The organism is Kocuria rosea subsp. polaris, assembly GCF_001483755.1.
In the GTDB taxonomy this organism is placed as follows: Bacteria; Actinomycetota; Actinomycetes; order Actinomycetales; family Micrococcaceae; genus Kocuria; species Kocuria cellulosilytica.
In genome coordinates this window covers 292,935-319,656 of the sequence record NZ_LQBK01000002.1, presented here as the reverse complement: position 1 = coordinate 319,656, position 26,722 = coordinate 292,935, and the positions used below count along the sequence as shown (strand labels likewise).

The window sequence follows — 26,722 nt, the reverse complement described above, 5'->3', positions numbered from 1 at the left end:
CGTCCCCGGAGGACCAGCGCCATGAGCATCGCCTACGCCGCCCACGACCTGCGCCGCAACGTGCGCATGGTCGAGAACACCTTCTTCGTGGTGGTCCTGCCCGCCGTGCTGTACGTGATGTTCACGGCGCTGGGGGACTTCTCGGACCTGCCGGTGGGCCACGGCAACGCCGGTGGGTACAACATGATCTCGATGGCGGTCTACGGGGCGGTCACCGCGACCACCTCGATCGCCGGCTCCGCCGCGGTGGAGCAGGCCCGCGGCTGGGGCCGGCAGATCGGGCTCACCCCGGCCCCGCGGCACGGATACGTCCTGGCCAAGGTGGCCGTGGCCCTGGCCATGGCCGTGCTGCCGGTCCTCGTGGTCTACGCGGTGGGCGCCCTGACCGGCGCCGAGCTGGGCGGCTGGCGCTGGCCCGTCACGGGCGCGATCGTCGTGGCCGGCTCCTCGGTGTTCGCCCTCTACGGCCTGGCGGCCGGGCTGCTGTTCCGCTCCGAGTCCGCGGTGGGGGCGGCCTCCGGGATGCTCGTGGTGCTCAGCTTCTTCGGCAACCTCTTCGTCCCCCTCACCGGCGTGATGCTCGACATCGCGCGGTTCACCCCGCTCTACGGGCTGGCCGGGCTGGCCCGGTACCCGCTCGTGGAGGGCGACGTCGTGGCGACCAGCGGGCCGCCCGTGGAGTCCGATCCCCTGTGGGCGCTGCTGCTCAACACCGGGGTCTGGGCCGCGGTCTTCGCCGCCGTGGTGCTGCTGGCCGTGCGCCGGACCACGATCCGGCGCTGAGCGCTGACCGCGCGGCGGGCGGCGCCGCGGACCGGGCGGCGGTCGGCGCCGCTGCCGTGCGGTGTCCGGCCGGCGTGCCACACTGCTGGGCATGACCGTCAGCCTCGTCGTCGTCCTCGTCCTGCTCGCCCTGCTCGTGGGCGCCCTCCTGGGCGCCGCCGCGGCCCGGGCCCGTGCCGCCCGGGACGCGCGGGACGCGGAGGAGGAGCGGGCCGGGCTCCAGGCCGAGCTCGCCGCCGTCCAGGACCGGCTCGTGGAGCTGGCCTCCGAACGGGCCGCGGCGGTCGAGGCGCGCGCCCAGCTCGAGGACCGGCTGCGGGACGCCGACGCCCGCTCGGTGCAGGACAACAACGTGCTGCGGGCCCTGGCCCCGGTGGCCCACCAGCTGCGCTCGGTCGAGGAGCACGTGAGAGCGCTCGAGCGGGACCGGGCCGAGCAGTACGGCGGCATCACCCAGGCCCTGGCCCACACCCGCGAGGTGGGCGACCACCTGCGCACCGCCACCACGTCCCTGTCCTCCGCGCTGCGCTCGGGCTCCGCGCGGGGCACGTGGGGCGAGGTGCAGCTGCGCCGGGTGGTCGAGGCCGCGGGGATGACCGCGCACGTCGACTTCCGCGAGCAGGTCGCCTCCAACGGCACCACCGCGGACGGCGAGCGCAGCGCGATCCGCCCGGACATGGTCGTGCACCTGCCGGGGGGCCGCGACATCGTCCTGGACGCCAAGGCGCCCATGACCGCCTACCTGCGCGCCCAGGACGCCGAGGACGACGCCGGGCGCCGGGCGCAGCTGGCCGGCCACGCGAAGGCCGTGCGCGGGCACGTGGACGCGCTGGCCGCGAAGAAGTACTGGGAGGCGCGGGACGCCTCCCCCGAGCTGGTGCTGTGCTTCCTGCCCGCCGAGTCGGCGCTGTCCGCGGCCCTGGACGCGGACCCGACCCTGCTGGACCACGCCGCGAGCCGCAACGTGGCGCTCGTGTCCCCGGTCTCGCTGCTCGCCTCGCTCAAGGCCGTGGCCTTCACGTGGCGGCAGAACGGGCTCACGGAGAACGCCAAGGAGCTCTTCGACCTCTCCCGCCAGCTCTACGAGCGGCTGGGCACGGTCGGCAAGCACCTCGACGACATGGGCCGGTCGCTGCAGAGGTCGGTCGAGACCTACAACCGGCTCACGGGCTCCGTGGAGACCCGGGTGTTCCCCACGGCCCGGCGGATCAACGACCTCGACCCCACGCTCGCGGAGGACGAGCGGCTCAGCACGCGGCCCCTCGTGGTGGCGCCGCGCCCCCTCACCGCCCCGGAGTTCACCGCGGCGGCGCAGCTTGCGGAGCCGGCGGAGCGCCCGTCCCGCACCGATCCGGGCGACGGGGTGCCGGAGCGGCTCGACGAGCGCGCGGCGGGCTGAGCGGGCGGGTCCGTCCCGGCCTCAGCGGGTGGGGCGGGCCCCCCGGCCGCCGAGCCGGTGGGAGGTGTCCCCGGCGGCGGTGAGCCGGGCGCGCAGCTCCTTGGGCAGGGAGAACAGGACGTCCTCCTCGGCGGTGACGACCTCCTCGACCTCGCCGTAGCCGTAGTCGGCGAGCAGGCGCAGCACGTCCTTGACGAGCACCTCGGGCACGGAGGCGCCGGAGGTGACGCCCACGGTGGCGACGCCCTCGAACCAGGACTCGTCCACCTGGTTCGCGAAGTCCACGCGCTCGGCGCGGCGGGCGCCGTACTCGAGGGCGACCTCCTTGAGCCGCACGGAGTTCGAGGAGTTCGCCGAGCCCACGACGATCACGAGGTCCGCGTCCGGGGCGATCTTCTTGATCGCGGTCTGCCGGTTGGAGGTCGCGTAGCAGATGTCGTCGCTGGGCGGGTCCTGCAGGGAGGGGAAGCGCTCGCGCAGCTTCTGCACGGTCTCCAGGGTCTCGTCCACGCTGAGGGTGGTCTGGGACAGCCACACGACCTTGTCGGGGTCGCGGACCACGACCTGGTCGACCTCGTCGGGACTGTTCACCACCTGGATGTGCTCGGGCGCCTCGCCGAAGGTGCCCTCGACCTCCTCGTGGCCGTCGTGGCCGATCAGCAGGATGTCGTAGTCGCTCTTCGCGAAGCGCACGGCCTCGCGGTGCACCTTGGTCACCAGCGGGCACGTGGCGTCGATGGTGTGCAGGTCGCGGGACCGCGCGGACTCCACGACCGCCGGGGAGACGCCGTGGGCGGAGAAGATCAGCAGGGACCCCTCCGGGACCTCGTCGGTCTCCTCGACGAACACGGCGCCCTGCTCCTCGAGGGTGCTGACGACGAACTTGTTGTGCACGATCTCCTTGCGCACGTACACCGGGGCGCCGTAGTGCTCGAGCGCCTTCTCCACGGCGATGACCGCGCGGTCCACGCCGGCGCAGTAGCCGCGGGGGGACGCGAGCAGGACCTTCTTGGGACCGTCCACGGGGGCGGCGGCGGCCACGTCCTCGGGGGTGCGCCGGGAACGGGGGACGGTGGGCATGGAGAGCGCAACGGTGGTCGGCATGGCCTCCATGCTACGCGGTGGGGCGGCGCCCGCGCCGTGATCCACCCGACACCAGGATCGCCCCGACCAGGCCCACCACGCCCGTGATCCCGGCGGCCCAGGCCGCCGTGACCATCTGCTCGCCGAGGGAGCCGGTGAGCAGGACGGCGACCCGGTCGACGGCGAGCCGGACCACCGGGTCCGAGCCCAGGACGCCGGTCGCCCGCTCCGAGCCGTGCTCCACGAGCAGCCACACCCCGCCCAGACCGGCGAGCGTGCCCAGCCCCATCACGGCGAGCGTGGCGAAGCGGTGCCGGGTCACCAGCAGCGCGAGCACCGCCAGCACCGCGGCGGTCCAGGTGAGCGGGACGGCGAGGTCCGTGAGCCGGGTGCCGGCCTCGATCAGGCGCCCGGTGCGGGAGCCCGGCACGGTCATGGTGCCCTCCCGGTCGGAGAGCCCCACGTCCACGCCCGCGGTGCGCTCCACGGCCGCGTCCACCTCGTGGAGCATCGGGCCGAGGTCGAGCACGAGGTCCCGGGGCGGCTCCGCCACCCCGCCCTCGGAGGGGACGTTCGCCGCGTGCGTGCGGGCCAGGCTCTGCGTCCACGCGCGCTGGTAGGCCGGGTCCGACGTGAGGCCGACGGCGACGTCCGCGGCGCGGCGCGTCAGGTTCTCCAGGGCCCGGTCCAGGAAGGGCACCCCGGTGGCCCGCTCGCCCAGGAACCGGTCGGTCGCCTGCCCCACGGCCGTGCGGGCCAGCTCCTCCTGGAAGTCCCGGTCCTCCGCGAGGGTGCCCACCACCCGGGTGAAGCCGTCGCGGGAGACCACGGTGTCCTCGGCCCAGTGCAGGGGCACGAGCAGCGCCACGAGGGAGGCGGTGGCGAGGCCGAGAACGGTGCCGAGACCGGTGCGCAGGACCGTCGTGGCGCGTCGTCGGGAGCGGGGTCCGGAAGCGGGGGGTGCTGAGGGGCTCACGGGACCACTGTACGCAGGACGGGCGGGGCGCACGGCTGTCCCCGTCGGGTGGTAAGCATGAGGCATGACGTATCTGGAGCCGCAGCAGGACGCGCCCACGGGCAGTGCGCGGGAGCTGCCGTCGCGGGCGGACCGCACCACGCCGGAGAACCCGTGGCCGCTGCGGATGCTCTCGGAGAACCTGCACGCCTACATCGCCCGCTGCGCGCCCACGTGGGTCGAGGGCCAGATCATCGAGCTCAACCGGCGCGCCCGCGTCACCTACGTGACCCTGCGGGACGTCGACGCCGAGATCTCGGTGCCCGTGACCCTGTTCGCCAACGAGACCGCCCACCTGGACCGCCCGCTGGAGAAGGGGATGCGCGTGGTCGCCCAGCTCAAGCCGGACTTCTGGGCCAAGACCGGCCGGCTGTCCATGCTGGGCCGCGGCATCCGGCCGGTGGGCCTCGGGGACCTGCTGGAGCGGCTCGAGCGGCTGCGGCGCGCCCTCGCCGAGGAGGGGCTCTTCGACGCCGCCCGGAAGCAGCCGCTGCCGCTGCTGCCCCGCCGGGTCGGCCTCGTCACGGGGCGCAGCTCGGACGCCGAGAAGGACGTCATCCGCAACGCGTCCCTGCGCTGGCCCGCCGTGGACTTCGAGGTCCGCGAGGTCGCGGTGCAGGGCTCCGGCGCGGTGCGCGCGGTGACGCAGGCGCTGCGCGAGCTCGACGCCATGCCCGAGGTGGACGTCATCGTGATCGCCCGCGGCGGCGGTTCTTTCGAGGACCTGCTGGCCTTCAGCGACGAGTCGCTGATCCGGGCCGTGGCGGCGGCCCGGACCCCGGTGGTCAGCGCCATCGGGCACGAGAACGACCAGCCGCTGCTGGACTGGGTGGCCGACCTGCGGGCCTCGACCCCCACGGACGCCGGCAAGCGGATCGTCCCCGACGTCGTCGAGGAGCGCGCCGGGGTGGCCCGGGCGCGGGCGGGCCTGGACCGCGCCGTGCGGGCGTTCCTGGACCGGGAGTCCGCCGGCCTCGCCGCCGTGCGCTCCCGGCCCGCCCTGGCCCAGCCGGAGGACATGATCCTGCTCCGGGAGGAGGACGTGGACCGCTGGCGCACCCGGGCGCTGTCCGCGGTGGACTCCCGCACGCTGCGCGAGCGCGACGCCGTGCGGCACCTGCGAGCCCGGGTGCGGGCGCTGTCCCCCCAGGAGACCCTGCAGCGCGGCTACTCCGTGGTCGTGGACGCCTCCGGCGCCGTGGTCACCGACGCCGCGGCCGTGCGCGCCGGCGACCCGCTGGGGGTGCGCCTGGCCGCGGGCGAGCTCGGCGTGCGCGCCGAGACCGTCTCCGCCCGGCGCCCCGGCGAGCGCCCTGCCTCCTCCTGATCCCCCGCAGCACCGACACCCCGACCGCCCCGAAGATTCCGAGCGTCCCGAGCGTCCCGAACGAGAGGTCCCACCCATGGCGAGCACCGACCACCCCGCAGCACCCGACCTGTCCGACATCCCCGGCCTGGGCTACGAGCAGGCCCGCGAGGAGCTCGTGCAGGTCGTCTCCCGGCTCGAGACCGGGGGCACGTCCCTCGAGGAGTCCCTCGCCCTGTGGGAGCGCGGCGAGGCGCTGGCCACCCGGTGCGAGCAGTGGCTCGACGGCGCCCGCGAACGGCTCGACGCGGCCCGTGCCCGGCGCGCGGACACCGACGGCGACGGCGAGGAGGAGGGCGCCGGGCGCGGCTGAGCCCGGCTCCCCCGTCAGGTCGGAGCCCGGCAGGGGTCAGGCCTGGCCGGTGGTCCCGACTCCGGCAGGAGTCAGGACCCGGCCGGGGGTGCCGACCTCGGCAGGGGTCGGCTCCGCAGGGGTCAGCTCGGCAGAAGCCAGCTCGGCGCGGGTCAGCGCGGCGGGAGTCAGAGCTCGGCGGGGGTCAGAGCTCGGCGAGGCGCCGGCGCGCCTCCTCGACGTCGTAGCCGGGCTCCGGCCAGTCGAGCCGCAGGCCCCTGAGCGCGGAGATCAACAGGTCCTGGACCACGGCCCGGGCGTACCACTTCCGGTCGGTGGGCACCACGTACCAGGGCGCGTGATCGGCGTCGGTCGCGTCGATGGCCCGCTCGTAGGCGGCCAGGTAGGTGTCCCACCGGCTGCGGGCCTCGAGGTCCGAGGGGTCGAACTTCCACTGCTTCGTCGGGTCGTCGATACGGGCGAGGAGATTCTCGCGCTGCTCGTCCAGGCCCAGGTGCAGGAACACCTTGACGACGATCACCCCGTCGTCGGCGAGCTCCTGCTCGAAGTGGCGGATCTCGGTGTAGCGCCGCTCGAGCTGACGGTCGTCGAGCACGTCGTGCACCACGGGCACGAGCACGTCCTCGTAGTGGGAGCGGTCGAACGCGCCGATCACCCCCGGGCGGGGCAGCTGGCGCCGGACCCGCTGGAGGAAGTGCTGGGCGGCCTCCTCCTCGGTGGGCCGGCCGAAGCCGTGGGTGTGCACGCCGTGCGGGCTCAGCCCGCCCAGGACGTGCTGGATGACGCCGCCCTTCCCGGAGGTGTCCATTCCCTGGAGCACCAGCAGCACCCGGTGCCGGGCGCCCACCGTGGCGTTGGCGTAGATCTGGCGCTGCAGCTCGGACAGCTCCGCGTCCCGGGCGGCCCGCAGCGTGGTGCCGGCCTTCTTGCCCCCCGCGAACCCGGGGGTGGAGCGGGTGTCCACGGCGTCCAGGGACAGTCCCGGCCGGGCGCGCAGCAGGGGCCGCACGTCCTGGACGAACCCGGTGCCGGGGCTCCGGTCGGCTGCGCGCATGCTGGACCTCCTGGGGGTGCGGGGCGGGCCGCGGTGCGCGGCGCCGCCGGTCACTGGCGGTAGTTGCTCAGGAACTCCTCGATCCGGTCCAGCGCCGTGGCCAGCATCTCCACGGACGGGAGGGTGACGAGCCGGAAGTGGTCCGGCCGCGGCCAGTTGAACGCCCGGCCGTGGCTGACGAGGATCTTCTGCTCCTTGAGCAGGTCGAGGGCGAACTTCTCGTCGTCGACGATGTTGAACTTCTCCACGTCGAGCTTGGGGAACAGGTACAGGGCGCCGTCGGCCTGCCGGCAGGACACGCCGTCGATCTCGTTGAGCCGCCGGTGGGCGAGGTCCCGCTGAGCCTTGAGCCGTCCCCCGGGCAGGATCAGGTCGTTGATCGACTGGTAGCCGCCCAGCGCCGTCTGGATCGCGTGCTGGGCCGGGACGTTGGCGCACATCCGCATGTTGGCCAGCAGCTTGATGCCCTCGATGAAGCTCTCGGCCTTCCAGTTGGGCCCGGTGATCGCCAGCCACCCGGCGCGGTACCCGGCCACCCGGTAGGCCTTGGAGAGACCGGAGAAGGTCAGGCACAGCACGTCCTCGCCGGTGAGGGTCGCGGTGTTGACCATCTCGGCGTCGTCATAGGTGATCTTCTCGTAGATCTCGTCGGAGAACAGAATGAGCTCGTGCTCGGCGGCGAGGTCCACGATGGACTGCAGCACCTCGCGGGAGTACACCGCGCCGGTGGGGTTGTTCGGGTTGATGATCACGATGCCCTTGGTGCTGGGCGTGATCTTCGCCGCGAGGTCCTCGAGGTCGGGGTTCCAGTCGTTGTCCTCGTCGCACCGGTAGTGCACGGGGGTGCCGCCGGACAGCGCCACCGACGCCGTCCACAGCGGGTAGTCCGGGGACGGGATGAGGATCTCGTCGCCGGGGTTGCACAGCGCCTGCAGCGTCATGGTGATCAGCTCGGAGACGCCGTTGCCCAGGTAGACGTCGTCGGTGTCGAGGTTCATGATCCCGCGCGTCTGGTAGTACTGCACCACGGCGGTGCGCGCCGAGTAGATGCCGCGGGAGTCCGAGTAGCCCTGCGCGTTGGGCAGGTTCTTGATCATGTCCACGAGGATCGCGTCGGGTGCCTCGAAGCCGAACGGCGCGGGGTTGCCGATGTTGAGCTTGAGGATCCGGTGGCCCTCCGCCTCCATGTGCTCCGCCTGCTCCAGCACGGGGCCGCGGATGTCGTAGAGGACGTTCTTGAGCTTGTCGGACTGCTTCACCACTGACATGCGGTACACCTTACCCCCGGGCCGGGCGCCGCCCGGGGCGCCGCTCAGGTGTCGTCGCCGCCCTCGAGCCAGTACCGCGCGGCGTCCTCCGGGGTGTACGGGTCGCGGGCGGAGGTCATCCGGGTCATCAGCACCAGGTCGTCCGTGCCGATCTGCGCGGAGACCGCGTCGACGACGTCCGCGGCCGCGTCCGGCAGGTCCTCGGCGGCCACGGGGACCACGCGCTGCGGGACGAAGTTGTTGAGCGGGTCGGCCAGGACCACGAGGGCGTTGTCCTCGATCGCGGGCGAGGCCGTGAACAGGGCCGCCGCCTGCACGCGGTCCTGGAGCAGCGCGTCCACGAGGTCCTCCTGGGCGCCGAACGGCACAAACCTGCCGGGCACGCACTCGTAGGCCTCCGCCAGCCCCTGCGGGCCGTAGGAGCGGCCCGCGAAGTCGAGGTCGGTGCCCAGCGCCAGCTCGTCGCACACCGGCCCCAGGTCCTCCAGGTCGGTGAGCCCGTGCTCGACGGCGGTCGGACGGGTCACGACGACCGCCACCGTGTTCTCCGCCGGGGCCGGCTCGAGGGTCCGCAGCCCCTCGGGCAGCACGTCCCGCACACCGGCCAGCACGTCGTCGTCGTCCGCGCGCTCCCCCCCCAGGCCCAGCAGCTCGGAGAGGTCCTCGGCGAGCCCGCCGTCCTCGGCGGCCGGGGACGGCGTCGGGGTGGGCGTCGAGCCGTCCGTGGGCGCCGCCGTGGCCGGGCCCACCGGGGCCCGGCCGCGCAGGTGCAGGTACAGGTTGCCGGAGTAGTCCGCGGCGACCTCCACGTCCCCCCGCTCGAGGGCCCCGAGGTAGTCGGCGCGGTCCGTCCCGGCGTCGACCACGCTCGCGTCGAAGCCCGCCTCCCGGAGCCGCCCGGCGTAGACGTGGGCGAGCACGGCCGTCTGGCCGGTGGGCCCCGCGGCGATCCGGACGGGCTCCGCGGCGGGGGTCGTCACGGCGACCGGGGGCGGCGGGGGGTCCTCCCCCGCCCCGCCGCACCCGGTGAGCGCGGCGACGGCGAGCAGTCCCGCGGTCGCACGACCGCGGCTCACCGGCCCTCCGCCGGGTCCGCGGGGCCCGCAGCGACGAGCCCGGCCAGTTCGAGGCCGACGGGCACGAGGCCGACCAGGGGCAGTTGCGGCAGCGCGGACAGGGGGAACCAGCGGGCCTCGTCGGAGGACCCGTCCAGCTCCGAGGTGAGGGTCCCGCCGGTGATGTGGGCGCGGTAGATCACGCGCAGCGCGTGGAAGGGCCGGCCGCGGCCTTCCAGTCGCTCGTCGGGCCCCATGTGCCGGCTGTGCACGCCCAGGAGCTCGTCGAGCTCCACGGTGAACCCGGTCTCCTCGTGGACCTCCCGGACCGCGGTCTGCGCCGGCTGCTCCCCGATCTCCATGCCGCCGCCGGGCAGGCTCCACGCCCCCCGCAGCGTGGGGTGGCGAGGGTTCCAGTGGCTGAGCAGCACCGCCCCGTCCTGGACGATGACGGCGTAGGCACCCACGCGGGTGTCCATGGGGAAACTCATGCCCCCATTCTAGGAACGTCCGGCGCGGGCCGGGGACGGCGCGCGCCGGACCCGGGGCGCGCCCGGCCCCCCGGGCCGGGCGCGCCCACCGGCGGCGCCGCGGTCGCCCCCGGGGATAATGGCCGGGTGAGCATCGTCGACAACGCCGTCTACCGGGGTGGGCAGCGCATCGCGTCCCCGGCCACGCTCGAGGAGACCTACCGCCTGCTCGCGCGGCTGCGGGCCGAGGACCCCCGCTGCGCCGAGCCCGGGGAGCACTGCCTCCTCGTCTGGATCGGCCTGCACCGGCCCTCCGCGAGCGAGCTCGACTCCCTCGCCGAGCACTTCGGGCTGCACGAGCTCGCCGTGGAGGACATCCGGCAGGCCGAGCAGCGGCCCAAGCTCGACCGCTACGGGGACATGCTGTTCACCGTGCTGCGCCCGGCCGTCTACCAGGACGCCACCGAGACGGTCGACTTCGGGGAGATCCACATCGTCACGGGCCCCGGCTTCGTGCTCACCGTCCGGCAGTCCGAGCACGGGCGGGTGGGCCGGGTCCGGTCCCGGGTGGAGGCCCAGCCTGCGCTGCTGGGCACCGGCGCGGAGGCCGTGCTCCACGCCGTGCTCGACCAGACCGTGGACGACTACTTCCCCGTGGTCGAGGGGCTCGAGAACGACATCGACGAGATCTCGGACGCCCTGTTCTCCGGCTCCGGGGACGGCCTCGTCTCGCGGCGCATCTACCAGCTCACCCGGGAGGTCAGCGCGTTCCACCGGGCGGTCGCCCCGCTGGAGATGGAGCTGCGGCAGTTCCTCGAGGAGCTCGCCGAGACCGGCGCGGCCCAGGAGCTGCGGCACGGCCTCCGCGACGTCCTGGACCACCTGATCCTCGTCACCAACAAGGTCGAGGCCTTCCAGGCCTCGCTGACCAACGCCCTCATGCTGGACTCCACCCAGCTCGCCGCCCGGCAGAACGAGGCCGCCATCGAGCAGAACGAGCAGATGAAGCGGATCTCGTCCTGGGCGGCGATCCTCTTCGCCCCCTCGATCATCGGCTCCGTGTACGGCATGAACTTCCGCTTCATGCCGGAGCTGTCCTGGGTGTGGGGCTATCCGATGGCCCTGGTCCTGATGCTGCTGACCGGCGTGGTGCTCTACACCGTCTTCCGCCTCAAGCGGTGGCTGTGAGCGCGGCGGTCAGGACCGGCCGCGCTCGCGGCGGGCGGCGTCGGACAGGCCCCGGCGGTTGCGCAGCACCCGCTTGAGCACCCACCAGCCGGCGAGGACCGCCACGGTGACGATCACCACCCGGGAGAAGATGCCGGCGTACTGCTCGGCGATGTGCCAGTTCTCGCCGAGGTAGTACCCGGCGAGCACGAAGATGGTGTTCCAGATCAGCGAGCCCGCCGTGGTGAGCAGGACGAACACGCCGAAGGACATCCGCTCGATGCCCGCGGGGACCGAGATCAGCGAGCGGAAGACCGGGATCATGCGCCCGAAGAAGACCGCGGCCCTCCCGTGCCGCTCGAACCACGCCTCGGTGCGGTCGAGGTCGTGCAGGTCGACGAGCGGCATCCGGTCCACGACGGCCCGCAGCCGGCGGCGGCCGAGCGCGGCGCCGACCCAGTAGAGGGCCACGGCGCCGACCACCGCGCCGAGCGTGGTCCAGAAGATCGCCCCCGCCACGGAGAAGCTGCCCTGGCTCGCGGTGAACCCCGCCAGCGGGAGGATCACCTCGGACGGCAGCGGGGGAAAGAGGTTCTCGAGCGCGACCAGCAGCCCGGCGCCCGGGGCCCCGATGGCCTCCATGACGTCGACGGCCCAGTCGGCGATCCCGCTCAGCGTCTCGGCGCCGGAGTCCTGGGCTGCGAGGACGTCCGGGCCGGGAGCTGCGGTGGGGGCGGTGGGGGCGGGGCTGGGTGCGGTCATGGGTCCTCGGTGCTGGGCGGGGGCGGTGGCGGCCCGGTGGGTGCGACCACCATTGTGCCCGACCCGGCCCGGGAGCGGCTGGACGGGCGCCGGGCCGCCGACGCGGTTCGTTACGCTTCCCCCATGCCCCTCCCCGTCCTCCTCCCCCTGTCCTCCCCCGTCCCCGGCCTCGACCCGATGTGGGAGTTCTGGCTCGACAAGCCGCTGCGGATCCTGCTGGTGCTGCTGGGCGCCTCGATCCTGGCGGCGGTGGTGCGTCTGCTGATCCGCCGGGTCACCGGGGGGATCGCGAAGGGCAGCCGGTCGCGGATCGTGCGCCGGATGGAGCGGGGCCGGCCCCGCTGGGTCGAGGACGCGGGCCTGGCCGGCGCCCGGCAGGTCCAGCGCGCCCACACCATCGGCTCGGTGCTCTCGTCCGTGGCGACGGTGGTGATCTGGGCGGTCGCCCTGGTGATGATCATCTCGGAGCTGGACTACGACATCGGTCCCGTCCTGGCGTCCGCCGGCATCGCCGGCGTGGCCCTGAGCTTCGGGGCGCAGTCGCTCGTGAAGGACTACCTGTCCGGGATCTTCATGGTCGCGGAGGACCAGCTCGGCATCGGGGACGTCGTCGACCTCGGGGAGGCGAGCGGGACCGTCGAGTCCGTGGGGCTGCGCGTGACCCAGGTCCGGGACGTCAACGGCACCCTGTGGCACGTGCGCAACGGGGAGATCCTGCGCGTGGGCAACCAGTCCCAGGGCTGGGCCCGCTGCGTGCTGGACCTGCCGGTGCCCTACGACACGAACATCGAGCTGGTGACGGAGCTGATCCTGCACGAGGCGGGCCTGCTGCGGGACGACCCGAAGGTGGGCGAGTACATCACCGAGGACCCGGAGGTGTGGGGCGTCGAGGCCGTGACCGGCGAGTCCGTCACCGTGCGCGTGGCGGTGCGCACCGTGCCCCTCAAGCAGTGGGACGTGGCCCGGGCGCTGCGGCTGCGGCTCAAGAAGATGCTCGACCGCGAGGGCCTGCACGTGCCCCTGCTGAACCAGACCGTGATCCGACAGGCCGATGCCGGCGCCGCCCCCGGCCCGCCGGAGACGGGCCAGGTCCGGGCCGTCCGGCGCGATGTGCCAGGATCGGACGCATGAGCATCGTCAAGATCAACGCCATCACCGTCCCCGCCGACTCCGGCGACGAGCTGGGCCGGCGCTTCGCCGCCCACAGCGGGTCCATGTCCGGGGTCGCCGGCTTCGAGGGCTTCGAGCTGCTGCAGCCCACGGACGGGCGCACGCAGTGGCTCGTGCTCACCCGGTGGGCCGACGAGCAGTCCTACGACGCCTGGCGGTCCTCGCAGGACTTCGCCCGCTCCCACGGCGGCGGGGAGGGCGAGCGCCCGCGTCCCGTGGGCACCTCCTCGGAGCTGTGGTCCTACTCGGTGGCCGTCGAGCAGCAGTAGGCCGTCCGCGCTCAGCGCCGGCCGCGGCCGCCGGTCCGGCGGCCGCCCTGGGGCCCGCCGCGACCACCGCGGGCGCCTCCCCGGGGGCCGCCCGCCCGCCGCGCCCCCTGCGGGGGCTGCCCCCCACGGCGCGACGACGACGCCCGCGGCTGCTTCCCGCCGGACGGGGGCCGGTCCTCGGCGGACCGGGACGTGGCAGCGGCCCCGCCGCGGGAGCTGTTGAGCCCCCGCCCGCGGACCACGCCCACGAAGTCCTGCACGAGCTCCTCCTGCTCCGCCGGCAGGTCCTGCGGCCACACGAGCGCCACGGGGACCGCGGCGGCATCGGGCACCACCCGGTGCACGAGGTCCTTGCGGTGGTGCAGCCGCGCGAGGGACATGGGCACGACCACCAGGCCGAGCCCGGCGGCGACGAGCTCGACGGCGTCCCGGGCGTGGCGCACCGGGGGCGGCGCGTCGGCGGCGACCGCCTCCGGGGAGCGCAGCCGGTGCCGCTCGGGCAGGGTCGCGGAGTCCTGCAGCAGCACCTCGTGCACGAGCTCGGCGACCGGCACCTCGTCGAGCAGGGTCAGCTCGTGGTCCCGGGGCAGCACCACGACCTGCTGCTCCGCGTACAGCTCCACCGCCCGGTACCGCTCGCGCAGCGCGGTGAGGTCGTCGACCCCGGTCCGCGGGTGCGCGGGCAGCCGCACGAAGCACGCGTGGGCGCGCCCCGCGGCCAGCTCGTCCTGCCACCCGTCCGCCTCCAGCGGGCGCTCGGCCAGCACCCGGACCGGATTGCGGTCCCGCCACCGGAAGAACCACTTGCCGGGCATCACGCCGGGGACGAAGGCGACCACCAGGTCGGCCGTCCCCCCGGCCGGCGGGGCGGCCGGCTCGGCTGCGGGGTCCTGGGGTCCGGGCGTGTCGTCCATGGCGGCCAATCTACCCACTGCCCGGCCCGCTCCCGGCCACCGGCGGACGTCGTCCGGGACGCGCCGGCCGCCCGGGATGCGAAACCGGCGCGGGATGTATAGGATGGAACGGTTGCTCCGGGGCTATAGCTCAGTTGGTAGAGCGTTTCGTTCGCAATGAAAAGGTCAGGGGTTCGATTCCCCTTAGCTCCACGGATCGAGGAAGCGGGACATCCCACCGGGATGTCCCGCTTCGTCGTTGCCGGGCCTCCTCCCCCGTGTCCCCGGGGGCCTCCTCAGCCGAGGTCCTCGCGCAGCTGGGACAGGAGCACCCCCACCACGTCCACGCCGCCGTCCGTCCCGGCGCGCAGCCGTACGACCTCCGCGCCGTGCAGCGCCCCCACGGCGTAGCGGTCCTCCCCCGTGCGCCGGAGCGCGCCCGCCGTGTCGGCGAGCCATCGCTCCAGCACCGCGGCGTCCATGATCCGGCCCAGCTCGTCCTGGTAGTCCTCGGCGTCCCGGGCCGCGCGCCGAAGCTGCTTGCCGGGCCGCATCCCGGTCCGGTCCAGGACGGCGTCGACGTAGCGCACGCGCTTGACCGCCTTGCGAACGTCGTGCAGGTGCTCCAGCCGCTGCGGCCCGCCGGCCTGCTCCGTCCCGCCGGCCTGCTCGGCCTCGGCGACGCGCTCGGCGACGCGCACCACCTTCCGCAGCGCCCGGTGCACCAGCACGTCGGAGACCTCGCGCGCCGAGAGCCGGGTGCACTCCCCGGTCACGGGCGGAGCCGCCGCGACGTCCTGGACGTCCGCGAGGAGCTGCAGGTGCTCCCGGCCCGTCACGTGCCGCCGCACCTTCCCGGCCGCCGTCCGTGCCTGCTCCTCCGCCCGCCGCTGCAGGGCTTCCGCCTCGGCCGGCCCCACCCGGCCGTCGAGCTCGGCCACGCGCCCGGTCATCAGCTCCGCGGTGACCTCCGCGTCCCGCGCCTCGGACAGGGCACGGGCGAGCCGGCGCAGCCCGGCGTCGAGCTCCTCCGCCGCGTCCCCCTCGAGCAGCGGCGCGGCGGCCTTGAGGACGCTGCGCAGGGAGCGCGACGTCACGCGCATCTGGTGCACCGCGTCCGGCACGTCGAGGCGGACCTGCAGGTCCCAGAGCACGAGCTGCTCCGCGAGTTCCCCGAGCACGGCCCGCAGCACGTCCGGCCCGGGCTCCTTGCCCGCCTTCTTGCCCCGGCCCTTGCCCTTGCCCTTCTGGCCCTGGCCCTTGCCCTTCGTGTCCTTCTTCCGCTTCCTCTTCGTCCCCGTGCTCTCCGCCTGCTGCTCCTGCTCGGGCGGCACCGGGGTGCCGCCGTCCTCCTCGCCGAGGGCGCGCGCGATCTTCGCCCGGGAGGTGGACGGCGTCCCGCCGGCCGCGCGGACCACGGCCTCGACCGCGGCGAAGATCTGCTCCTGGCGCTCCTCGGGGACCGTGCCGTCGAGGAGCTCGACCTCCCACTCCGACCAGGACCGCTCCGTGCCGGTGCGCTCGTCGACGGCCTCGACGACGTCCGCGGCGAGCTCGGCGACCTCCGCCCCCGTGCTGTCGCTGATCGTGCGCACCTGCCGGACCGTGCGGAGCGTCGCGACCGGGCGCAGCTCCTGACCGCCGGTCAGCCCCGCGAGCAGGTTCCGCACGGACGCCGGCATCCGGTCCGGCGTGCGCAGCAGCGGCACCTGGAACTCGTGGCGCCCGCCCGGGCCGGAGAACTTCACGTGCCATCCGTCGTCGGCCCCGCCCCGGCGCCGGCGCAGCGCGACCAGCCGCCGGCCGAGGGCCATGTCCTGGGTGTCGTGGTAGACGGCCTCCATGCGGTGCTCCACGGGGTCCGCCGAGACCGTCCACCCCTCCAGTCCGCTCCAGTCCACACGGGCCTCGGCGCCCTCCGGGAACTCGTACTTGCGCTCGACCTCGCGGTGGGCGACGGCGGTCATGGGTGTCCTCCTCGTCGGGGCCACCGGCCGCCGGGCCCGGCGGCCGGCCGTTGCGGCGATGATACCGGGACGGCGCGCCACCCCCGGAAGCGCGAACCGCCGCACGGTCCCGGAGGGAGCGTGCGGCGGTTCGGGCGGCCCGGCGCACCGGGCTGCGCGGCGCGTGCGGTCAGGCGCGGCGGCGCTTGAGGACGTCGTCGAGGTCGAGGGCGGCGCGTCCCTGCTCCTCGCCCGCGCGCACGGCGTCCTTCAGGCTCGTGGAGCGGGAGGTGGGCTGCTCCGGGACCGGCAGGGGCTCCGGTTCCGGCCGCTGGACCACGGGGGCCTCGGCGTACGTCGGCCGCGGCACGGGGACGGGCTCCCAGGTCCGGCCCGGGGCCGCCGGGGCGGACTCGCGGGCCACCCGCAGGGCCTCGGCGCGCAGCTCCTCGACCGTGAAGGCCGGCGGGGCGGGCGTGCGGGGCTGCTCCTCGGCGGCGGGCAGGTCGAGGTCCTCGGCGGCCCGGCGCGACTGCTCGCGGACCTCCTCCGCCACGGCGTGCTCGTTGTCGAACAGGGCGACGTCCTCGCGCGGCGCGTGCGGCTCCTCCTGCTCCTCCGGGGTCCGGACCGCCGGGCGCGCGGCGCGGCGGGCGGCCCGGTCCTGGACGGCCAGGTAGCGCAGGGCCAGGACGGAGCCGACGGCGAGCAGCAGCAGGAACACCGGCCACGGCCAGCTGACCGCGGCGGAGAACGGTGCGACGACGGCGGTGAGGAGCCCGCCCAGGAGGGCGGCGCATCCGACGAGCAGGATCCCGGCGCGGTCCCGCCGGATGCGCAGGGCACCGGTGCCGGAGCGGCCGGGGCCGCCGTCGGCGGGACGGGGGTCGGTGTCGGTGGTCGCCATGATGTTCCTTCGTCGGCGGGACGCGGGTGCGGGCTGCGCGATGGGCGCGGGGAGGTGGTCCGGGGCGGGATCGGCGCCGGGCTGCGCCTCCTCGGCGTCCTCCCGGCGGCGCTGCAGCCGGGGCACGACCCAGAACAGCGAGAGCGCGCAGACGACGGCCAGCACGGCCGAGCTGCTCACCCAGATCATGGTCGCGGTCCTGCCTTCGTGGTCGCTGGATCGAGCGGACGTGAGCCGCCGGCGCGCTGCGCCGGCGTGTCCGGGGCCCGGGCTCGGGCCGTGAGGGACAGCCTACTACCGCACGGGCGCGCCTGTGGGTATCCCTGTGGACGCGGCCGGTCCGGTCACTGCCACACGGCGGGCCGGTCGGACCCCGTGAACCGGCGGACGAGTCCCTCGGGCGCCTCGGGCGCGGTGAGCGCGAAGCTGCGGTGGTCCGTCCAGCGGCCGTCGATGTGCAGGAAGTCCTTGCGCAGCCCCTCGTCCCGGAACCCGAGCTTCTCCACCACCCGCAGGGACTTGGTGTTCTCCGGCCGGATGTTGATCTCCATCCGGTGCAGCCCGAGGCCCTGGAAGCAGTAGTCGGTGGCCATGGCCACGGCCATGGGGGCCACGCCGCGGCCCGCCTGGTCCCGGTCCACCCAGTAGCCCAGGGACGCGGACAGGAACGACCCCCACGAGATCCCGGAGACCGTCAGCTGGCCGACCAGGCCGAACCCCTCCGTCCCGGGAACCCGCTCCGTGATCAGGAAGGGCAGCGCCGTGCCCTGCCGCGCCTGCTGGTCCAGGGACCGCACGAACTGCCCGAACGTGGGCGGCTTCCCCCCGGGGGCGGGGTTCGTGGCCTCCCACGGATCGAGCCAGTCCCGGTTGCGGGCCCGCACGGCGTCCCACTCCCGGCGGTCCCCCCGGACCAGCGGGCGCAGCCTGAGCTCTCCCCAGGAGACGGTGACGGGCCAGCGGAGCTGCCCGGCCACGGGAGCGCGGCCTCTCAGCCGACCGGCAGGGACCGGGCGTACTCCCGGAGCCACTCGCACAGCTCGGGCCCGAGGTCCTCCCGCTCCGAGGCCAGGATGATGTTGGCCTTGAGGTAGCTGAGCTTGTCACCGGTGTCGTAGCGGCGGCCCTTGAAGACCACGCCGTAGACCCCGCCACCCTGGCCCTCGCGGCCGGCGAGGGTCTGCAGCGCGTCGGTGAGCTGGATCTCGTTGCCGCGCCCGGGGGCGGTGTTCTCGAGCACCTCGAAGACGTCGGGGTGCAGGACGTAGCGGCCGATGATGGCCAGGTTGGAGGGCGCCTCCGCCGGGGAGGGCTTCTCGACGAGCCCGTTGATCCGCACGAAGTCCTCGCCCTCGACCGCGGTGACGTCGGCACAGCCGTAGGAGCTGATCTGCTCCTGCGGGACCTCCATGAGCGCGACCACGGAGCCGCCGGTGCGCTCCTGGACGGCGATCATCTCGGTGAGCAGGGAGTCCCTGGCGTCGATGAGGTCGTCGCCCAGCAGCACGGCGAAGGGCTCGTCGCCGATGTGGATCTTGGCGCGCAGCACCGCGTGCCCCAGTCCCTTGGGGTCCGCCTGGCGCAGGTAGTGGATCTCGCCGAGCTCGGAGGCGTGCTCGACCTCGCGGAGCAGCTCCGTCTTGCCGGACTCCTCGAGCTGGTGCTCCAGGGCCGGCACGCGGTCGAAGTGGTCCTCCAGCGCCCGCTTCGAGCGGCCGGTGATCATCAGGACGTCCTGGAGACCGGCGTCGACCGCCTCCTGGACCACGTACTGGATGGCCGGGCGGTCCACGACCGGCAGCATCTCCTTGGGCATGGCCTTCGTCGCGGGCAGGAACCGGGTGCCGAGCCCGGCGGCGGGGATGACGGCCTTCCGGACCGTCCGGGGGTTGCTGTTTCCACTCATGGGCTCAGGCTAACGGATCGGGCGGGCGGGCCAGCGGATTCCCGGCACGGCACGGTTGCCCGCCGCGGCGGCCCCGGCTAGCCTCGCACCACCGGCCCGGGAGGGCCGGCGCGTCCCGGGCGCCTCCCCGGCCCGAGCACCGGACAGGAGCGGACACGACGATGACCCATCCCGGGGGCCCCGCCGAGGTGAAGGCCCGGCTGCGCCGCGAGCTGCGGGCCGCTCGTTCGCGGCGCCCGCGGGCCGCCCGGGAGCACGCCGCCGTCGGCTTCGACCGGCACCTGGCGGAGCTGCTCGCCGACCGGCCGCACCTCGACGTCGCCGCGTACCTGCCCCTGCCCACCGAGCCGCCCCTCGAGCCCGCCCTGGTCACCGCCCACCACCGCGGCCACCGGATCTGGGTCCCCGTGTGCGAGCCCGGGCGCAGGCTCTCGTGGGCGCGCTGGTCGCCGGGCACCCCCGAGCGCTCCGGCGGCACCGGCGGTCTGCGGGAGCCCGTCGGCGCCCGCCACGGCGCCGAGGTCATGCACTCCGTGGGTCTGCTGCTCGTGCCCGCCCTGGCCGTGGCGCCCGGCGGCGCCCGGCTGGGCTTCGGCGGCGGCTACTACGACCGCTTCCTGGCCACGCTGCCCCGCACGGCCCACCCGGAGCTGCGCACCGCCGTGTGCGTCTTCGCCGACGAGGTCCTCCCCGACGGGGTCCTGCCCGTCGAGGAGTTCGACGCCCCCGTGCCGCTGGCCCTCACGGAGAACGGGCCCACGCCCCTGGACGGGCCCGCCGGTCCGGGCCGGGGAACACGGTAGAATCAGCAGTCGCCCCCTTCGAGTGCCAGGGAGCGCGCTCGTCGACCCTTTCCAGGAGGACCCATGCCCGTCTACGCCTACGCCTGCAAGGACTGCGGCCACGCGTTCGACATCCGCCAGTCGTTCAGCGAGGACGCCCTGACCGTCTGCCCGGAGTGCGCCGGAGGCCTGCGCAAGAAGTTCAACACGGTGGGCGTGGTGTTCAAGGGCTCCGGCTTCTACCGCAACGACTCGCGCTCCGGCGGCGCGGACTCCGGCGCCTCGACGCCCGCCGCGTCCGGTTCCTCCGCGTCCGGCTCCTCCGCGGAGACCGCGCCCGCGGCGGCCACGGCGGGCGCGGGCGCGTCCTCGCCCGCCACCGCGTCCGCCGCCGCGTCGACGGGCGGATCCGCCGACTGAGGCGTTCCCGGACGCCGTCCCGGCGTCCGGACTGCACGGAGCGCGCCTGCCCTGCGAGGCCCCCCCGCCCTCCCCCGGGCGGCCTCCGCACGACCGGTTCCGGCGCGTCCGCGCCGTAGGGTGCGGCGCATGAGCCGACGCCGACGGACCCTCAGACGCCGCTATCCGCTGTCCCTGCACCTGCGCTCGGTCGTGTCCCGGCGCCGCCGGCTGGTGGCCGCGCTGCTCCTCGGCCTCGCCGTGGGCCTGGCGGTGCTGCGGCTCGGCCCGCCCCAGGCCAGGACCGTGCCGGTGGTCACCGCCGCCGGGGCGCTGCCGGCGGGCTCGGTGCTCTCCCCGGAGCGGCTCACGGTGGCCGCCTATCCGCGCGGGCTGGCCCCGGAGGGCGCCGTCGCCGACCCCGCGGAGCTTTCCGGGCGCGTCCTCGCGGGCGCCGCGGGCCCGGGGCAGCCGCTGACGGAGACCGCGCTCGTGGGCCCGGGACTGCTGACCGGGCAGGCCCGGGGGGTCACGGCGGTGACCCTGCGCATCGACGATCCCGGGGTGCTGCGGCACGTGCGCGCGGGCGACCACGTGGACGTCGTGCACCTGCCCGACGGCGCCGCACCGGGCGACCGCCACGTCCTGGGCCGGGGTCTGCCCGTGCTGTGGGTCGCCGCCGGGGGCGCCGGCGGGGACGGCGGTCTGCTGGCCGGGCCCGCGGCGCCCGAGGAGGAGGGGCTGCTGGTGGTGGGGGCGCCGCACGAGGACGCCGCGCAGCTGGCCGGCGCCGGCGGCACCGGGCGCACCACCGTGGTCCTCGTCCCGGCGCCGGTCAGCCCCAGTGCGGAGGCCGCTGCGCCCTGAGCCACTCCTCGTGGGCCCGTTCCCCGGCCGCCCCCGCGGGCTCCCCGTCGGTCCCGGGCGCCCCGCGCGGCGGGACCTCGAGGCCGGGCAGGCGCGGCTCCGCACCGGTGAACGTGCCCCCGGTGGCCCGCCGCGGCCCGCGCCGGCGCGGGCGCGGCGCCGCGGACCCGTCCTGCCGCGGCGGCGGATCCGGCTCCCCCGGCCCGGCGGTCCCGCCGCGCGGGGCGTCCGGCTCCCCCGGCCCGGCGGTCCCGCCGCGCGGGGCGTCCGGCTCCCCCGGCCCGACGGTGCCGCCGCGCGGCGGGTCCGGCTCAGCCGGCACGGGAGCCCCGACGGTCGCCGGCGGGCAGGCCGAGATAGCGCCGGATCAGCTCGGCGACGGTGTCCGGGTCGGTGAAGACCTCGATGGTCCACAGCGTGAGGTAGTTCCAGCCGCTGCGCTCGAGCTGCTGGGGCCGCAGCCGGGACCGCTCCCGCACGGACAGGGCGGCGTTCTCCGCCGAGCCGTCGGACTGCCCGGCCACGGGGATCCGCAGCGGCCGGTCCTCGGCGCGGGCGCGGCCCGGCAGCGCGGCGCCCGCGGACATCGACTCCGTGCCGGCCCACGCGACCAGGTCGAGGACCCCCGCGTAGTCCAGCCGCACGGAGGCCCCGCGCTCGGTGAGGCGGCGGGCCAGGTCGACCACCAGGGCGTCGTCGTGGGTGTCCCGCGCGCCCTCCTCCCCCGGGGGCGGGCCGCCGAGGTGCGCGGCGAGCACCCGGGCGAAGTCGCGCGCCCCGTGCTGGAGGCCCTTGCCCTCCACCTCGCCCGGGTGCAGCGAGGTCACGATGCGGGTGGTGTGGCGGGCCCGGGTCATCCCGAGCACGAAGTGCTGGCGGCCGTGCCGCTCGGACAGCGCCCCGAGGTACGGCACGGTGCGGCCGTTGGCGGTCTTGCCGAAGCCCAGCGAGAAGATGACGGTGTCCCGCACGATCCCGGCCGCCCGGTGCAGGTCCACCACGCGGAAGGACTCGGGCCCCGGGGCGAAGAAGTCCGCGGCACCGGGCTCCTCGCGCATCCGCTGCCGGACGGCCTGGGCGATCCGCGCGGCGTGCACCGCGCTCGCGGTCACCACGGCCAGGGAGCGGCGGGGGTGCCGGGCCGCGTGCTCGAAGACGAGCTCCACGACGCGCCGCACCTCGGCGGCGGGCGCCTGGATGCCCTCGATCCCGGCGGTCAGGGCGCCCACCCCGTCCGGGACGTACTCGACGTCGAGGACGGGGGTGGCCCCGGTCACGGACTCGCCGTGCGGGATCCTGCTCAGGCGCCCGCCGTAGAACTGCTCGTTGAGGTGGCGGAAGACCTGCTCGTCCATCGACCGGTACACGGTCCGCAGCGCCCGCTCCGGCACCACCCGGGACAGGGCGTCGAAGGCGCTGTCCACCTCGACCACCGGCTGGGTGCCCGGTGCGGGGACCGCGGTGGGCGCCACCGTGAACGGCTGCGGGCGGCCCAGGTGCGGGTCCCCGAACGCGATGACCTGCCGGCACCGGGTCAGGGCCGGCAGCACCGCCGCGAGCGGGGAGCTCTCGGCGTCGAGCACCACCACGGCGTCGAACTCGTGGTCCTCGGGCAGCGCCGCGGAGAGCACCAGCGGGCTGGCCGTCCAGACGGGCATCAGGGAGCCGATCAGCTCGCCCGCGGAGGCGGCGACCTCCTCGAGCGGCGCGGCGCCGGCGCGGAGCATCCGGCGCAGGGCGGCCGCGGCCCGCGGGGAGCGCCGGACGGTGCGCTGCCAGCGGTCGGCGAGCTCCCACAGGAGGCGGCCGGCGCCGGAGGCCACGTGGGCGGCGTCGGCGCGGCGGAACACGGACTCCGCCCGGCGCAGGGCGTGGCCCTCCGGCATGGCCAGGAAGTCGTCACCGGTGATCATGGCCTCGAGCGTGGACTGCCACCAGGCGAGGTCGAACTCCCCGGGGACCTCCGCCCGGGGCACGGTCCGCCGGACCAGGTCGTCCACGAGCTCGCCGAGGCCCTGGCCGCGCAGCTCGTCGAGCAGGACGGTGCGCTCGGGCAGCACGGCGAGGTTCTCCTCGTCGTTGATGAGCCGGTCCAGGGTCTCCCGCAGCCGGTCGATGGGCTGCCCGAGGAGGTCGTCGCCGGTGGGCGAGCCCTCGAGGGCGATGGCCAGTCCCTCGAGGTCCTCCACGAAGCGGGCCTGCACCGCCGCGAGCTCCTCGACCCGCTCGGAGACGACCGGGTGCTTCGACGACGTGGCCCACTCGCGCCACCGCTCCCGCTCCGACTGCACGCGCAGCAGCGCGCTGTGCAGGTCCGTGAGGTGCACCCCGTGCCGGATGTACTCCTTCGCGGCCTTGCGCAGCCGCGAGCGCTGCAGCCCGGTCATCTCGATCCCGTGCTCGCGCCGCCAGCCGGACCCCGCGGTCGCGGCGACCAGGTCGGTCACGGGGCGGTCGTAGATGTCGGGGGTGAAGCGGGTCAGGGAGTCCTGGACCTCCTGCAGCAGCCGCAGCTGCCGGCCCCATTCGGGGACGGTCGTGCCGCCGCGCAGCCCGCTCGTGGCCAGCACGTGCCGCATCCCGGTCTCGAGGGTGGTCAGCTCCAGCAGCAGGGACTGGGCGAGCCGGTGCGCCTGGCGGGCCTCGTCCTCGTTGACCAGCCGCGCCCCGGTCCAGGGCCCCGCCAGGGTCCCGGCGTCGAAGGCCCCGAGCTCGGCGGCGCGCTCGAGCCGGGCGACCACGTCGCCCCGGTCGCCGACGGCGTCGAGCACCGAGCGCGGGAAGCGCACGGACGTGGCGGGCGCCGGGCGGCGGGAGGTCAGCTCGGCGAGCGCCTGCACGGCCCGGTACGGGGAGACGGACCACCGCGGCCGGACCGTGTGCAGGGACCGCACGTGCTCGGCGAGCTGGTCGCGGCTGGTGCGCAGCGTCTCGTGCAGCTCGGTGAGCTCCGGGCGCTCGGCGCGCTCGTTGCGGGCGACCGCCCGGATGAGCTGCTGGGCCACGTCGGCGTCGCTGAGCTGGGAGGACAGCGGCAGGACGGCGGTGCCCAGGCCCAGGCCGTCCATCCGCCGCCCGAAGGCGGCGAGCGTGGTGCGCCGCTCCCCCAGGACCAGCACGGTCCGGCCGGCGGCCACGAGGGTGCCCACCGTGTTGACCGCGGTGTCCAGCTGGCCGGTGCCCGGGGCGGCGGTCACCACGAACGAGTGCCCCTGCGCGGCGAGGTCGAGGACCTCCTGCTGGGGGCCGTCGGCGTCGAGCAGCAGCAGCTCGTCGGCGGGGTCGCGCTCGTCGAGCGGGGGCGCCTCGTCGACGATCTCCTCGACCTGGGGGACCCGTCCGACCGCGGAGTCCTTGAGCCGGGCGAGGTCCCGCACGACGGCGGTGCGGGCCACGACGGAGAGGTCGGCGGGACGGTCGTGCAGGTCCGCGAACGTGGAGACGAGCAGCTTGTGCTGGACGTGCATCCCGGGCACCGTCCCGGCGAGGGTGCGCAGCGTCTCGAGGGCGGGGGCCGGGTCGAGCCGCCGGGTGCCGTAGGCGAGCCGGGCGAGCTCCCCGGAGGTCAGGTCCACGCCGTGCTCCGCGGCCAGCCGGCGGACCATGGCGGGGTTGAGCCGGGCGGGGCCGACGAGCTGGAGCTCGAAGTCGTCGAGGTCCGGGCGCGGCTTCAGGGCGAGAGGGGCGAGCAGGACCGGGGCGATCCAGCGGCGCTGGCCGGCGCCGGTCGGGTCGGAGCCCCGGGGCCGGGCGAGCCAGGACGCGGTGCCGGCGGCGAGGTACGCGGCGTCCAGCCCGTGGTTGACCGACAGCTCGTGGGTCTTGGTGCGCAGGGCCCGGGCGGCGCGCACGGCGTGCCCGTACGCCTCTGGCTCGTGCACGATCGTGGACAGGCGGGTGGGGCGGCCCATGAGCAGCTGCGCCTGCCCCGAGGAGTTCGCCTCGGTGAGGTCGATGCACACGTTGTCGACCTGGTTGAAGTCCAGCAGCGTGTCCGGGCCGGTGTAGGCGTCCATCTGGCGGGTCCAGGGCTGCAGCGAGACGCGCGGGGGCTGCGCCCCGGAGGGGTCCGACTCCTGGGGGGTGCGGTCGGCTCCGATCGACATGGTTCTCCTCCTGCGCCACGGCCCGCGGGCCGGGCACCGCTCACGGACGGGTCGAGCGGTCCGTGCGGACCGCTCGACCCCGGCTGCTCGTGCTGCGCCCGTGCGGGGCGGGCCTCGGGCCCGCCCCCGGGCCTACTCCCACTCGATGGTTCCGGGGGGCTTGGACGTGACGTCCAGGACCACCCGGTTGACCTCTTCGACCTCGTTGGTGATGCGGTTGGAGACACGGGCCAGCAGGTCGTAGGGCAGGCGGGACCAGTCGGCGGTCATCGCGTCCTCGCTCGAGACGGGGCGCAGCACGATCGGGTGCCCGTACGTGCGGCCGTCGCCCTGCACGCCCACCGAGCGCACGTCCGCCAGGAGCACGACCGGCATCTGCCACACCTCGTCGTCGAGCCCGGCGCGGGTCAGCTCCTCGCGGGCGATCGCGTCCGCCCGGCGCAGGATCGCGAGGTTCGTCTCGCTGACCTCCCCGATGATGCGGATGCCGAGCCCGGGGCCGGGGAACGGCTGGCGGCCGACGATCTCGTGGGGCAGGCCCAGCTCGCGGCCCACGGCGCGGACCTCGTCCTTGAACAGCGTGCGCAGCGGCTCGACCAGCTCGAACTGCAGGTCCTCGGGCAGCCCGCCCACGTTGTGGTGGCTCTTGATGTTGGCGGCGCCCTCCCCGCCGCCGGACTCCACGACGTCGGGGTAGAGGGTGCCCTGGACGAGGAAGCGCACGGGCTCGCCGTCCTGGGCGGCGTTCCGGGCGACCTCCTCGGCGGCGGCCTCGAAGGAGCGGATGAACTCCCGGCCGATGACCTTGCGCTTCTGCTCGGGGTCGGTGACGCCGGCGAGCGCGGTGAGGAAGCGCTCCTTCTCCTCGGCGACGTGGAGGTTGACGCCGGTCGCCGCGACGAAGTCCTTCTCGACCTGCTCGGCCTCGCCCTCGCGCAGCAGCCCGTGGTCCACGAACACGCACGTGAGCTGGTCGCCCACGGCCCGCTGGACCAGGGCGGCGGCCACGGCGGAGTCCACGCCGCCGGAGAGCCCGCAGATCACGGACGCGGTGCCGACCTGCTCCCGGATCCGCTGGACGTGCTCCTCGATGATGTTGCCGGTCGACCAGGTGGGCTCGACCTGCGCGCCGTCGAACAGGAAGTGCTCGAGCACCTGCTGCCCGTGCACGGAGTGCTTGACCTCCGGGTGCCACTGCACGCCGTAGAGCCGGCGGGCGTCGTCGGCGAAGGCGGCCACGGGGGTGGTCTCCGTGGAGGCGAGGACCTCGAAGCCGGCGGGGGCCTCGACGACCGAGTCGCCGTGGCTCATCCACACGGTCTGGGTGCCCGGCGAGCCCTCCAGGATGGAGGCGGTGGGCCCGCCCACGGCGGTGGCGGTGGTCGCCCCGTACTCCCGGGCGCCGGTGTGGGCGACGGTCCCCCCGAGGGCCTGCGCCATGGCCTGGAAGCCGTAGCAGATGCCCAGGACGGGCACCCCGGCCTCGAAGAGCGCCGCGTCCTGCTGCGGCGCGTCCTCGGCGTAGACGGAGGAGGGGCCGCCCGAGAGGATGATCGCCGCGGGGTTCTTGGCGAGGATCTGCTCGGTCGACCAGGTGTGGGGGACGATCTCGGAATAGACACTGGCCTCGCGGACCCGGCGGGCGATCAGCTGCGCGTACTGCGCGCCGTAGTCGACCACCAGGACCGGGCGCTGCTCCAGATCGGTGCGGGTCTCAGCTGTTTCGGTCACGCCCTCCATCC

Annotated in this window: 24 protein-coding genes and 1 tRNA gene; 11 read left to right on the top strand and 14 right to left on the bottom strand. The window is 75.2% G+C overall.

The window, feature by feature from the left end; translation table 11 throughout:
• Nucleotides 1-21 precede the first annotated feature (21 nt).
• Together AVL61_RS01660 and AVL61_RS01655 are read left to right on the top strand one after the other, a co-directional pair.
• Entirely contained in the window at nucleotides 22-783 is a 762-nt protein-coding gene (locus AVL61_RS01660; protein WP_058872596.1) for an ABC transporter permease, read from the top strand.
• 91 nt (nucleotides 784-874) lie between these two features.
• A complete protein-coding gene (locus tag AVL61_RS01655) occupies nucleotides 875-2,182 on the top strand; it encodes a DNA recombination protein RmuC (RefSeq protein WP_058872643.1) in 1,308 nt (435 codons plus the stop codon).
• Nucleotides 2,183-2,203: 21 nt separating this feature from the next.
• On the opposite strand, the gene AVL61_RS01650 is transcribed toward AVL61_RS01655, so the two are convergent.
• On the bottom strand, nucleotides 2,204-3,286 hold the full coding sequence (locus AVL61_RS01650) for a 4-hydroxy-3-methylbut-2-enyl diphosphate reductase (protein WP_058872642.1): 1,083 nt from the start codon (nucleotides 3,284-3,286) through the stop codon (nucleotides 2,204-2,206).
• 10 nt (nucleotides 3,287-3,296) lie between these two features.
• On the bottom strand, nucleotides 3,297-4,241 hold the full coding sequence (locus AVL61_RS01645; RefSeq protein ID WP_058872595.1) for a hypothetical protein: 945 nt from the start codon (nucleotides 4,239-4,241) through the stop codon (nucleotides 3,297-3,299).
• A 64-nt stretch (nucleotides 4,242-4,305) separates the two neighbouring features.
• Between AVL61_RS01645 and xseA the strand changes: the two genes are divergently transcribed.
• The gene (xseA, locus tag AVL61_RS01640; protein ID WP_058872594.1) at nucleotides 4,306-5,607 is read left to right on the top strand and encodes an exodeoxyribonuclease VII large subunit; all 1,302 of its coding nucleotides are present in this window, start codon (nucleotides 4,306-4,308) and stop codon (nucleotides 5,605-5,607) included.
• 76 nt (nucleotides 5,608-5,683) lie between these two features.
• Entirely contained in the window at nucleotides 5,684-5,959 is a 276-nt protein-coding gene (locus tag AVL61_RS01635) for an exodeoxyribonuclease VII small subunit (RefSeq protein ID WP_058872593.1), read from the top strand.
• Nucleotides 5,960-6,143: 184 nt separating this feature from the next.
• Here AVL61_RS01635 and AVL61_RS01630 read toward each other — a convergent pair whose 3' ends face one another.
• The 4 genes from AVL61_RS01630 to AVL61_RS01615 are packed head-to-tail and all read right to left on the bottom strand — an operon-like array spanning nucleotide 6,144 to nucleotide 9,827.
• Nucleotides 6,144-7,013 carry a PPK2 family polyphosphate kinase gene (locus AVL61_RS01630; RefSeq protein ID WP_058872592.1) on the bottom strand — a complete coding sequence of 290 codons (870 nt, stop codon included), beginning with the start codon at nucleotides 7,011-7,013 and terminating at the stop codon, nucleotides 6,144-6,146.
• A 50-nt stretch (nucleotides 7,014-7,063) separates the two neighbouring features.
• A complete protein-coding gene (locus AVL61_RS01625) occupies nucleotides 7,064-8,281 on the bottom strand; it encodes a pyridoxal phosphate-dependent aminotransferase (protein WP_058872591.1) in 1,218 nt (405 codons plus the stop codon).
• Nucleotides 8,282-8,325: 44 nt separating this feature from the next.
• Nucleotides 8,326-9,357 (bottom strand): glycine betaine ABC transporter substrate-binding protein, encoded by a 1,032-nt coding sequence (locus tag AVL61_RS01620; RefSeq protein WP_058872590.1) that lies wholly within the window; start codon nucleotides 9,355-9,357, stop codon nucleotides 8,326-8,328.
• On the bottom strand, nucleotides 9,354-9,827 hold the full coding sequence (locus tag AVL61_RS01615) for an NUDIX hydrolase (protein ID WP_231738235.1): 474 nt from the start codon (nucleotides 9,825-9,827) through the stop codon (nucleotides 9,354-9,356). The genes AVL61_RS01620 and AVL61_RS01615 overlap by 4 nt, the downstream gene beginning before the upstream one ends.
• 126 nt (nucleotides 9,828-9,953) lie before the next feature.
• Here AVL61_RS01615 and corA point away from each other — a divergent pair, with 126 nt between their 5' ends.
• The gene (gene corA, locus AVL61_RS01610; RefSeq protein WP_058872588.1) at nucleotides 9,954-10,994 is read left to right on the top strand and encodes a magnesium/cobalt transporter CorA; all 1,041 of its coding nucleotides are present in this window, start codon (nucleotides 9,954-9,956) and stop codon (nucleotides 10,992-10,994) included.
• 9 nt (nucleotides 10,995-11,003) lie between these two features.
• Here the strand turns inward: corA and AVL61_RS01605 are convergent, their stop codons facing one another.
• Nucleotides 11,004-11,735: a DedA family protein gene (locus AVL61_RS01605; protein WP_058872587.1), complete on the bottom strand. Its 732-nt coding sequence runs from the start codon at nucleotides 11,733-11,735 to the stop codon at nucleotides 11,004-11,006.
• 123 nt (nucleotides 11,736-11,858) lie between these two features.
• Here AVL61_RS01605 and AVL61_RS01600 point away from each other — a divergent pair, with 123 nt between their 5' ends.
• Entirely contained in the window at nucleotides 11,859-12,866 is a 1,008-nt protein-coding gene (locus tag AVL61_RS01600) for a mechanosensitive ion channel family protein (protein ID WP_058872586.1), read from the top strand.
• Entirely contained in the window at nucleotides 12,863-13,174 is a 312-nt protein-coding gene (locus AVL61_RS01595; protein ID WP_058872585.1) for an antibiotic biosynthesis monooxygenase family protein, read from the top strand. Before AVL61_RS01600 ends, AVL61_RS01595 begins: the two co-directional genes overlap by 4 nt.
• An 11-nt stretch (nucleotides 13,175-13,185) precedes the next feature.
• Here AVL61_RS01595 and AVL61_RS01590 read toward each other — a convergent pair whose 3' ends face one another.
• Nucleotides 13,186-14,088, bottom strand: a complete 903-nt coding sequence (locus AVL61_RS01590) for a LysR family transcriptional regulator substrate-binding protein (RefSeq protein ID WP_058872584.1) — start codon at nucleotides 14,086-14,088, stop codon at nucleotides 13,186-13,188.
• Nucleotides 14,089-14,207: 119 nt separating this feature from the next.
• Here AVL61_RS01590 and AVL61_RS01585 point away from each other — a divergent pair.
• Nucleotides 14,208-14,280: transfer RNA gene (locus AVL61_RS01585), tRNA-Ala, on the top strand.
• A gap of 83 nt (nucleotides 14,281-14,363) precedes the next feature.
• Here AVL61_RS01585 and AVL61_RS01580 read toward each other — a convergent pair.
• From AVL61_RS01580 to galU, 4 genes are all read right to left on the bottom strand, one after another.
• Entirely contained in the window at nucleotides 14,364-16,034 is a 1,671-nt protein-coding gene (locus AVL61_RS01580) for a CYTH and CHAD domain-containing protein (protein WP_058872583.1), read from the bottom strand.
• Nucleotides 16,035-16,203: 169 nt separating this feature from the next.
• Complete coding sequence (locus AVL61_RS01575; protein WP_231738234.1) at nucleotides 16,204-17,109, bottom strand: hypothetical protein; 906 nt, start codon at nucleotides 17,107-17,109, stop codon at nucleotides 16,204-16,206.
• Nucleotides 17,110-17,264: 155 nt separating this feature from the next.
• The gene (locus tag AVL61_RS01570; protein WP_058872582.1) at nucleotides 17,265-17,897 is read right to left on the bottom strand and encodes a GNAT family N-acetyltransferase; all 633 of its coding nucleotides are present in this window, start codon (nucleotides 17,895-17,897) and stop codon (nucleotides 17,265-17,267) included.
• A gap of 14 nt (nucleotides 17,898-17,911) precedes the next feature.
• A complete protein-coding gene (gene galU / locus AVL61_RS01565) occupies nucleotides 17,912-18,826 on the bottom strand; it encodes a UTP--glucose-1-phosphate uridylyltransferase GalU (protein WP_058872581.1) in 915 nt (304 codons plus the stop codon).
• A gap of 161 nt (nucleotides 18,827-18,987) precedes the next feature.
• Here galU and AVL61_RS01560 point away from each other — a divergent pair, with 161 nt between their 5' ends.
• From AVL61_RS01560 to AVL61_RS01550, 3 genes are all read left to right on the top strand, one after another.
• Nucleotides 18,988-19,629 carry a 5-formyltetrahydrofolate cyclo-ligase gene (locus tag AVL61_RS01560; protein ID WP_058872580.1) on the top strand — a complete coding sequence of 214 codons (642 nt, stop codon included), beginning with the start codon at nucleotides 18,988-18,990 and terminating at the stop codon, nucleotides 19,627-19,629.
• Between the two features lie 63 nt (nucleotides 19,630-19,692).
• Nucleotides 19,693-20,028 (top strand): FmdB family zinc ribbon protein, encoded by a 336-nt coding sequence (locus AVL61_RS01555; protein ID WP_058872579.1) that lies wholly within the window; start codon nucleotides 19,693-19,695, stop codon nucleotides 20,026-20,028.
• Nucleotides 20,029-20,157: 129 nt separating this feature from the next.
• Entirely contained in the window at nucleotides 20,158-20,874 is a 717-nt protein-coding gene (locus AVL61_RS01550) for an SAF domain-containing protein (protein ID WP_058872578.1), read from the top strand.
• A 311-nt stretch (nucleotides 20,875-21,185) separates the two neighbouring features.
• Here the strand turns inward: AVL61_RS01550 and AVL61_RS01540 are convergent, their stop codons facing one another.
• Nucleotides 21,186-24,980, bottom strand: a complete 3,795-nt coding sequence (locus tag AVL61_RS01540) for a hypothetical protein (RefSeq protein WP_058872576.1) — start codon at nucleotides 24,978-24,980, stop codon at nucleotides 21,186-21,188.
• A 132-nt stretch (nucleotides 24,981-25,112) separates the two neighbouring features.
• The gene (guaA, locus tag AVL61_RS01535; protein ID WP_058872575.1) at nucleotides 25,113-26,720 is read right to left on the bottom strand and encodes a glutamine-hydrolyzing GMP synthase; all 1,608 of its coding nucleotides are present in this window, start codon (nucleotides 26,718-26,720) and stop codon (nucleotides 25,113-25,115) included.
• Nucleotides 26,721-26,722 lie beyond the last annotated feature (2 nt).

What these genes read in the sequence shown, in the direction of transcription:
- AVL61_RS01655 (WP_058872643.1), top strand. Translation starts at nt 875, where the DNA reads ATGACCGTCAGCCTCGTCGTCGTCCTCGTCCTGCTCGCCCTGCTCGTG.
- AVL61_RS01540 (WP_058872576.1), bottom strand. Translation starts at nt 24,980, where the DNA reads ATGTCGATCGGAGCCGACCGCACCCCCCAGGAGTCGGACCCCTCCGGG.
- galU (WP_058872581.1), bottom strand. Translation starts at nt 18,826, where the DNA reads ATGAGTGGAAACAGCAACCCCCGGACGGTCCGGAAGGCCGTCATCCCC.
- AVL61_RS01560 (WP_058872580.1), top strand. Translation starts at nt 18,988, where the DNA reads ATGACCCATCCCGGGGGCCCCGCCGAGGTGAAGGCCCGGCTGCGCCGC.
- xseA (WP_058872594.1), top strand. Translation starts at nt 4,306, where the DNA reads ATGACGTATCTGGAGCCGCAGCAGGACGCGCCCACGGGCAGTGCGCGG.
- AVL61_RS01630 (WP_058872592.1), bottom strand. Translation starts at nt 7,013, where the DNA reads ATGCGCGCAGCCGACCGGAGCCCCGGCACCGGGTTCGTCCAGGACGTG.
- AVL61_RS01600 (WP_058872586.1), top strand. Translation starts at nt 11,859, where the DNA reads ATGCCCCTCCCCGTCCTCCTCCCCCTGTCCTCCCCCGTCCCCGGCCTC.
- guaA (WP_058872575.1), bottom strand. Translation starts at nt 26,720, where the DNA reads ATGGAGGGCGTGACCGAAACAGCTGAGACCCGCACCGATCTGGAGCAG.
- AVL61_RS01615 (WP_231738235.1), bottom strand. Translation starts at nt 9,827, where the DNA reads ATGAGTTTCCCCATGGACACCCGCGTGGGTGCCTACGCCGTCATCGTC.
- AVL61_RS01595 (WP_058872585.1), top strand. Translation starts at nt 12,863, where the DNA reads ATGAGCATCGTCAAGATCAACGCCATCACCGTCCCCGCCGACTCCGGC.
- AVL61_RS01635 (WP_058872593.1), top strand. Translation starts at nt 5,684, where the DNA reads ATGGCGAGCACCGACCACCCCGCAGCACCCGACCTGTCCGACATCCCC.
- AVL61_RS01590 (WP_058872584.1), bottom strand. Translation starts at nt 14,088, where the DNA reads ATGGACGACACGCCCGGACCCCAGGACCCCGCAGCCGAGCCGGCCGCC.
- AVL61_RS01625 (WP_058872591.1), bottom strand. Translation starts at nt 8,281, where the DNA reads ATGTCAGTGGTGAAGCAGTCCGACAAGCTCAAGAACGTCCTCTACGAC.
- AVL61_RS01555 (WP_058872579.1), top strand. Translation starts at nt 19,693, where the DNA reads ATGCCCGTCTACGCCTACGCCTGCAAGGACTGCGGCCACGCGTTCGAC.
- AVL61_RS01580 (WP_058872583.1), bottom strand. Translation starts at nt 16,034, where the DNA reads ATGACCGCCGTCGCCCACCGCGAGGTCGAGCGCAAGTACGAGTTCCCG.
- AVL61_RS01575 (WP_231738234.1), bottom strand. Translation starts at nt 17,109, where the DNA reads ATGATCTGGGTGAGCAGCTCGGCCGTGCTGGCCGTCGTCTGCGCGCTC.
- AVL61_RS01650 (WP_058872642.1), bottom strand. Translation starts at nt 3,286, where the DNA reads ATGCCGACCACCGTTGCGCTCTCCATGCCCACCGTCCCCCGTTCCCGG.
- AVL61_RS01660 (WP_058872596.1), top strand. Translation starts at nt 22, where the DNA reads ATGAGCATCGCCTACGCCGCCCACGACCTGCGCCGCAACGTGCGCATG.
- AVL61_RS01605 (WP_058872587.1), bottom strand. Translation starts at nt 11,735, where the DNA reads ATGACCGCACCCAGCCCCGCCCCCACCGCCCCCACCGCAGCTCCCGGC.
- AVL61_RS01550 (WP_058872578.1), top strand. Translation starts at nt 20,158, where the DNA reads ATGAGCCGACGCCGACGGACCCTCAGACGCCGCTATCCGCTGTCCCTG.